Origin of the sequence: Luteimonas changyuni (genome assembly GCF_039548395.1) — a bacterium.
Classification (GTDB): domain Bacteria; phylum Pseudomonadota; class Gammaproteobacteria; order Xanthomonadales; family Xanthomonadaceae; genus Luteimonas.
The window spans coordinates 1-7381 of record NZ_JBCLUZ010000057.1; the positions used below are offsets into that span (position 1 = coordinate 1).

Below are 7381 nucleotides of genomic sequence, written 5' to 3' on the forward strand. Positions count from 1 at the left end.
AGGGGGGATGCCCAGCCGGAATATGCGCATCCTGCTCCCAGTTCCGGCCGCCGGCCATCCATGGCCGGCTCTGGGCATCCCCCCTGCCTCCACGGCGGGCCCGGACCTTTTGCGCGGTGGTGGACGGGGGCAACGTCGACGCAGATGTCGCAAGCGGGCGGATCGTCACCGGACCAAGCGGCACCGCCACGGCCGCGGCCACGGCTACGCCCACGAGCGCGAGCGCGCCCACTCTTGATCTACGACCCGAAGCAGGAAAACGCCACGGCCCGTCCCGTGCACAGGGGGTGTGCGGAGAGCCGGCCATGGATGGCCGGCGCCCGGCCGCTGGGAGCAGGACGCGGAGACGGCCGGCGCAGCACACCCCCTGTGTGCGGGACGGGCAGCGCGGACTAAAACGGAGAAATGCGCGGGACGGGCAGCGCGGACCAGAACGGAGCAGCTCCCGCGCAACACCGTGCTCCAACTGTCACGTCAGCACCCCGGAGCCGAGAGAAGAACCAGCCACAACGTCGGGTCGGCCATACGCCTCTCCCCCAGTCGGGAGCAGAACCAAAAAAAAGCCCGAAACGGCGGACCGTTCCGGGCTTTGCTCCCTCCCCCACGTCGGGTGCAGGTCGATCGTGAAGGAAACGTTATGCAACTTGCACGCTGCAGCGCAAAACAAGACTCGCCAGTTCATGAACTATTTCGGGATCCGGCTGGCAACGGCCGGCGTCCGAAGTCGCGCAGCATCTCGCGCGCCGCGTTGCGACCCGGCAGGCCGGTGACGCCGCCGCCCGGATGCGTTCCCGAGCCGCACAGGTACAGTCCCGCGAGTGCGCCGCGGTAGTTTCCCTGCCCCAGCAGCGGGCGCGCGGAGAACAGCTGGTCCAGGCCCAGCGAGCCATGGAAGATGTCGCCGCCGACCAGGCCGAAGCGGCGCTCCAGGTCCAGCGGAGACAGCGCCTCGTAGCCGAGCACGCTGCGGCTGAAGTTGGGCGCGACCTTGTCCACGGTGTCGATCATCAGCCGGGCCACGGTGTCGCGATGCATGTCCCAGCCGCCGTCGACGTCGGGGTTAACGTGCTGGCAGAACAGGCTGGCGACGTGCTGGCCGGCCGGCGCCAGGCTGTCGTCGAGGGTCGAGGAGATGACCAGCTCCACGATCGGCGCGCGCGACCAGCCGGCGTTGTGCTCCTTCGATTTCGCATCGAAATACGCCTGCTCGAAGTAGCGCAGCGAAGGCCCGACCAGGATGCCGCTCTGGTGGTGCGGCTGCAGCTGCGTACCGGGCGACGCGCTGAAGTCCGGCAGCTCGGACAGCGCCACGTTCATGCGGAAGGTGCCCGACGCGCAGCGGTAGCGTTCGATGCGCTGCGCGGTGTCGTCATCCAGGTGCTGGCGTGGCACAAGCTTCGTATACAGCAGCTTCGGATTGAGGTTGCTGGCGAGCGCCCTGGCGCGCAGCTTGCGACCATCGGACAGGGCCACGCCCACGGCGCGGCCGCCTTCCACCAGCACCTCCGCGACCTCGGCGCCGGTCTCGATGGTCACGCCCCGCGCCGCGCACTCCGCCGCCATCGCCTGGGTGATCGCGCCCATGCCGCCGATGGCGTGCCCCCACGCGCCCTGCTTGCCGTTGACCTCGCCAAACACGTGGTGCAGCAGCACGTAGGCGCTGCCCGGCGTGTAGGGGCTGGCGAAGTTGCCGACCACCGAGTCCCAGCCGAGCGCCGCCTTCAGCGGTTCGGACTCGAACCAGTGGTCAAGCAGTTCGCCGGCGGACTTGGTGAACAGGTCCAGAAGATCCCGGCGGCCGCGCATGTCGAGGTGGCACAGGCGGCGCGCCACGGCGAACGACCCCAACCAGTCGGCAAGCACGAAGCCATCGGATACGTTCGGCGGGGTCAGCAGCATCAGCTCGCGCAGCACCGCGACCACGCGCTCCAGCATCGCGAAGTACTGCGGCAGGCGCTCGGCGTCGCGCGCCGACCACTTCGCCACTTCCGCCGCGCCGTGTTCGCCGCCCAAGCGGAAGGCGCGGCCATCGGGCAGCGGCAGGAAGTTCGAGAACGGCCGCTCAACCACGCGCAGGCCGTGCTCGGCCAGGCGCAGGTCGGCGATCACGCGCGGGTTGAGCAGGCTAACCGTGTAGCTGGCGACCGAGTTGCGGAAGCCGGGGTGGAATTCCTCGGTCACCGCGGCACCGCCGACGATGCCGCGGCGCTCCAGCACCCGCACCTTCAACCCCGCACCAGCGAGGTAGGCGGCGCAGACCAGGCCGTTGTGGCCGCCACCGATGATCAGGACGTCGTCGGTCACGGTCATCGCCATGTCAGCCCTTCGCGTCCGCGGTTACAGCGCGTGCGGCCAGCAGCGCTTCCACTTCGTCGGCCAGGCGAGCGGCGGCGTCGGGCCGACCCAGGTTTGCCGCCGCGGCGGCGGCATCGGCGAGGGCCGCGGGCGCGGCGAACAGTGCCTGCAAACGCGCCGCCAGCGCTTCGGCGGTGAAGCCACCGTCGTCCTCGCGCACGCACCAGCCCGCACCCAGGCGTTCGAGCGCCTCGGCGTTGCCGCGTTGCTCGTCCCGCGAGCCGCCCTGCGGGATCGGCACCAGGATCGCCGGGCGGCCCACCACCAGCAGGTCGGCGATGGTGGTCGCACCGGCACGCGTCAGCACCAGGTGGGCGTCGCGCAGCCGCGCGGCCATGTCGTCGAAAAAGGGCCGCAGGTCGACGTCGATGCCGGCATCGCGCAGCCCTGCAGCCACCGCGCCGGCATCGTCGCCGCGGTACTGCAGCGACAGCCGCAGGCGCCTGCGCAGCGCATCGGGAAGTGCCAGCAGCGCCGGCGGCACGACACGGCCGAAGACCGCCGCACCCTGGCTGCCGCCCACCACCAGCAGGCGCAGCGGCGCGTCGTCCGCCAGCCCGGGATAGGGGGCGTTCGCCGCCTCGAGGATGCCCGCGCGCACCGGGTTGCCGGTCTCGACCAGCTTGCCGTGCGCGCCGGCGTCGACCCCGCCAATGTCACCGAACGACGTCGCCACGCGATCGGCGAAGCCCAGCAGCCTGCGGTTGGCCAGGCTCAGCCGCGAGCCCTGCTCGTGCAGCAGCAGCGGCAGGCCGAGGCTGCGCGCGGCCAGCGCCGGCGCGAAGCTCGGGTAGCCACCGAAGCCCGCCAGCAGGCGCACGCCGCGCCGCTTCATGTCCGCGCGTGCCGTGGCCGTGGCGCGCAGGATCACCGCGGCCGCCGCCAGCTTGCCAACGACGCCCCCAGCCAGGCTGCGCGCCGGCAGCACCAGGTGCGGCAGCCCTTCCAGCGCCTGCGTGAAGCGCGCGCCGCGTGCCTCGGTGTAGACCACCACGCCGTGCCCACGCCGCTGCAGCTCGCGCGCCAGGGCTTCGGCGGGGAACAGGTGGCCGCCGGTGCCGCCCGCGGCAAGGCCGATCGTGGCGCGCGCCGCGCCCCGGATGTCACCGTGCATGCGGACTCCTCAGTGTGCTTCCGCAGGCGCCTTGCCGCGCACGCGATTGAACAGGCCGACCGCGCCCACCACCAGCGCGCCGACCAGCATGCCGACCACCAGGCTGGCGCCGGTGTCGGCGACGAAGGCAGGCAGGCCCCAGCCCTCCATGACTTCGACCAGATGGTGCAGGGCATCGATGTTGTGCACGAAGATGCCGCCGCCCACCAGGAACATGGCGATGGTGCCGATGATGCCCAGCGCCTTCATCATCCACGGCGTCACGTACACCAGCCCGCGCCCCAGCGCCGGCACCAGCACGCCCGGGCGCTTGTCCATCCACAGCCCGGCGTCGTCCATCTTCACGATCGCCGCGACCAGCCCGTAGATGAAGACCGTCACCGCGAGCGCGATCACCGAGAGCGCGATCGTGCGCGTCAGCAACGACTCGTCGGCGACCACCGCCAGCGACAGCACGATGATTTCGGCGGAGAGGATGAAGTCGGTGCGCACCGCGCCCTTGATTTTCTTTTTCTCGAGCTCCAGCGGAGTCTCGCCCGAGGCGAGCACGGCCTTCGCGCGCGCCTCCGGGTCGGGCTTGGCGTGGGAGTGGAACAGCTTCTCCAGCACCTTCTCGAAGCCCTCGTAGCAGAGGTAGGCGCCGCCGACCATCATCAGCGGAACCACCAGCACAGGCGCCAGCCAGCTGATCAGCAGCGCCGCCGGCACCAGGATCAGCTTGTTGACCAGCGAGCCCTTGAACACGCCCCAGACCACGGGCAGCTCGCGATTGGCCTTCACGCCCGCGACCTGCTGGGCGTTGAGCGCCAGGTCGTCACCGATCACGCCGGCGGTCTTCTTGGCTGCGGCCTTGGTCAGGATGGAGACGTCGTCGAGCAGGGTGGCGATGTCGTCGAGCAGGGTGAGCAGGGTGGCGCCGGCCATCGGAGTTCCGTCGGGGCTGGGGAGGGCGGATTGTCGCACCGCGACCGGCAGGCCCGCGATACGGAACCGTCACGTCGCAGGCGACGGAGCTGATCGGCCGCTGATCGCAGCCGGTGGGTCGGGCACGCCGGCGCCGGGCGTCAGGGCAGCAGTGACGGACGCGAATCGAACCATGCGCGCGAATTGCGCAGGTGCAGCCGGTGTTGCGCGCCGTCGAGCTCCATGCCGACGCCCAGGCGGCCCCAGGCCAGGTGCAGGTCGCCGCTGCGCCGGGAGCCCTCGATCTTCATCCGCGCATCGACGGTGAAGCGGTCGTTCTCGGCGTGCGCGCCGTCGAGCACCAGCTGGCCGTCGCGCCAAGCCCAGCGCCCGCGCAGGCGCGCCTCGCCGGCGTCCACCAGGCGGCCGATCCAGGGCGGATAGTCGCCACGGTCGGCGAACATCGCCAGCAGGAAGCCGACGTCGCGCATCCGCGCCTGGATGTCGCCGCGGGCCGACACCGGTGACTTCCAGTCCGCTTCGCCGCGGCCGATGTCGACGGTGGCCCACCATCCCGACCGCAGCTGGCCGTCGCGCTCGCGGAAGGCCACGTTGCGCAGGCGCACGCGGCTGCCGTCGAGGCTGAGCCGGCCGTCGCGCAGGTTGCCGCCGCGCAGGCGGCCGTCGATCGCCACGTCGCCCGCGAGTTCGAGGCCCGCGACCTCGATGCGCGCCCGGCGCGCGTCAACGCGCAGCGAACCGGTGCCGATGTCGCCCGCTGCGTCGAGCCGGAGGTCGGCGCCCAGGGTGCCGCTGCCGCCACCGAAGCGGAGGCCGTCGCTGGGCAGCCATGCGTTGAGGGCGGCGATGTCGGGCACGCGCGCGTCCTTGAACACGAGATGCGCGGCCAGGGTCTCGCGCAGGTGCTCGAGGCGGCCGTCCGACACCAGCCGCACCCGCAGGTCGCGGCCGCTCACCAGCGGCTGCTCCGGCTGGTCATGCCGCGCCGCACTGAACTCCTCCATCACCAGCTCGACGCGGGACTGCAGCCCGCCTTCGCCCTCGCGGGCAAGCACGGCGTCGGCGTGTGCCACGCCTTCGAAGCGGGTGTCCAGGACGTCGGCGCGAGCCTGCACATCGCGCACCCGCAGCGTGCTGCCCTCGCGCAGTCGACCGCCGCCGATCTGCAGGTCGGCCTCGATCCCGCCGCTGCCCTCCAGCGCCAGCCAGTCGCTGTCCATGAACAGCGCCAGCACGCCGCCGATCGAGGGCATGTGCCAGCGGCCGCGCACGTGGCCCTCGCTGCCGACCAGGCGCGTGCGCCAGTCACCCAGCGGCAGCGCGTTGCCGGGCAGGCGCAGCGCGACATCCAGGCTCGGCTGCGCGGGGTCGCGGTCGGGCAGCTGCGCGTGCAGGTGCAGGTCCTCATCCACCTCGACCCGGAGCGCCAGCGCGTTGTCGGCCGCCGCGCCGTCCGCGTCGCGTGCCCGCAGCGGCAGCTCCAGCCGCAGCGTCCCACCCGGCTCCAGGGCGCCGTCGCGCAGGGACAGCCGCGCATCCAGTTCGCCGCCTTCCGCACCGGGTGCCAGGTGGAAGGCGTAGCGGCCGGCATCGTCGAGCTCGGCGCGCAGGCCCAGCGGCCTGCCCTTGAGCATCAGGGAGGCCTGCAGGGCCTGCAAGCGCGCCAGGCCGGACTGCCCCGACGGCAGCGCAGGCATCGAGAACGCGGCCTCGACCGCGCCTTCGTGCAGCCACTGCACCTCACCGTCGCCAAGCGAGAGTCCGGAGAAGGTGGCCGTGGACGGGAACAGCTCCGCCGGCCCGCCGCGGAACTGCTTGCTGAAGCCGACTTCCGCGCGACCACTGCCGGCGATGTGCACGCCAAACACCTGGCCACCTTCGATGCTGTCGCTGGCGATGCGGTCGAAGCGCAGGGTCCAGCCGCCGGGCCGGGGCGCGGGCGACGGGATCTCGACGTCAACGCGCCCTACCGAACCGGTCACCGACTCGACCTCCACCCAGGGGATGCGGATCTCGCGCTTCAGCAGCGGCAGCAGCGCGATCCGCCCGCGGGCGCGAGCGGCCTGCGCCGTCCACGCCGTACGCCGCGCGTGCCCCTGCATGCGCACCCCGCGCAGCGCCACCCGCCCGGGCAGCAGGGTGTGGCCGCCATCCCAGGCGATCTGGAATTTTTCCGGCTTGCGCTTGAGCAGCGACTGCGCCGCGTCGACGTTGAGGAAGGCGTTGCCGGCAGCGAGGTACGCCAGCCAGCTGCCCAGCACGATCCAGCCTGCGCGCCGGAGGCGGCGCTTGCCCTTGTTCATCCGTGGACTCTCCCGAACCGGTCGACGTGCCGGTGGCAGCTGTCCATATTGAACCCTGCCTGCAATACAGAAGCCATTTCTGCCCTTGTGCAAGGCAGGCAAAGAAAAGGTTCTTCTCCCGATTGAGGGAGAGACGTACGGCCGGGCCGGCGGAGTGGCTGGTTCTTCTCGCGGCTCCGGGGTGCTGACGTGACAGTTGGAGCACGGTGTTGCGCGGGAGCTGCGCCGTTCTGGTCCGCGCTGCCCGTTCCGTGCGTTTCTCCGTTGTAGCCCGCGCTGCCCGTCCCGCGCACAGGGGGTGTGCTGCGCCGGCCGTCTCCGCGTCCTGCTCCCAGCGGCCGAGCGCCGGCCATCCATGGCCGGCTCTCCGCACACCCCCTGTGCACGGGACGGGCCATGGAGTTTCTTGGCTTCGGGACGGAGATCAAGAGCGGGCGCGCTCGCGACCGTGGTCGTGGGCGTGGGCGTAGCCGCGGCCGTGGTCGTGGCGGCGCCGCTTGGTCCGTTGACGATCCAACCGGTTTCGACGTCGACTCGACGTTGCCTTCGTCCCCGACTGCGCAAAAGGTCCGGGCCCGGGGGGGGGGGGGGGGGGGGGGGGGGGGGGGGGGGGGGGGGGGGGGGGGGGGGGGGGGGGGGGGGGGGGGGGGGGGGGGGGGGGGGGGGGGGGGGGGGGGGGGGGGGG

The 7381-nt window shown here is 72.0% G+C and carries 4 protein-coding genes; all 4 read right to left on the reverse strand.

Annotation, left to right across the window (positions count from 1 at the left end):
* Nucleotides 1–678 precede the first annotated feature (678 nt).
* Nucleotides 679–2310, reverse strand: a complete 1632-nt coding sequence (locus tag WCD84_RS14220) for a phytoene desaturase family protein (protein WP_343281791.1) — start codon at nt 2308–2310, stop codon at nt 679–681.
* 7 nt (nt 2311–2317) lie between these two features.
* On the reverse strand, nt 2318–3469 hold the full coding sequence (locus WCD84_RS14225; protein ID WP_343281788.1) for a UDP-N-acetylglucosamine--N-acetylmuramyl-(pentapeptide) pyrophosphoryl-undecaprenol N-acetylglucosamine transferase: 1152 nt from the start codon (nt 3467–3469) through the stop codon (nt 2318–2320).
* A gap of 9 nt (nt 3470–3478) precedes the next feature.
* Complete coding sequence (locus tag WCD84_RS14230) at nt 3479–4393, reverse strand: DUF808 domain-containing protein (RefSeq protein WP_343281789.1); 915 nt, start codon at nt 4391–4393, stop codon at nt 3479–3481.
* A gap of 140 nt (nt 4394–4533) precedes the next feature.
* Nucleotides 4534–6696 (reverse strand): hypothetical protein, encoded by a 2163-nt coding sequence (locus WCD84_RS14235; protein ID WP_343281790.1) that lies wholly within the window; start codon nt 6694–6696, stop codon nt 4534–4536.
* Nucleotides 6697–7381: the final 685 nt, after the last annotated feature.

What these genes read in the sequence shown, in the direction of transcription:
- WCD84_RS14225 (WP_343281788.1), bottom strand. Translation starts at nt 3,469, where the DNA reads ATGCACGGTGACATCCGGGGCGCGGCGCGCGCCACGATCGGCCTTGCC.
- WCD84_RS14230 (WP_343281789.1), bottom strand. Translation starts at nt 4,393, where the DNA reads ATGGCCGGCGCCACCCTGCTCACCCTGCTCGACGACATCGCCACCCTG.
- WCD84_RS14220 (WP_343281791.1), bottom strand. Translation starts at nt 2,310, where the DNA reads ATGACCGTGACCGACGACGTCCTGATCATCGGTGGCGGCCACAACGGC.
- WCD84_RS14235 (WP_343281790.1), bottom strand. Translation starts at nt 6,696, where the DNA reads ATGAACAAGGGCAAGCGCCGCCTCCGGCGCGCAGGCTGGATCGTGCTG.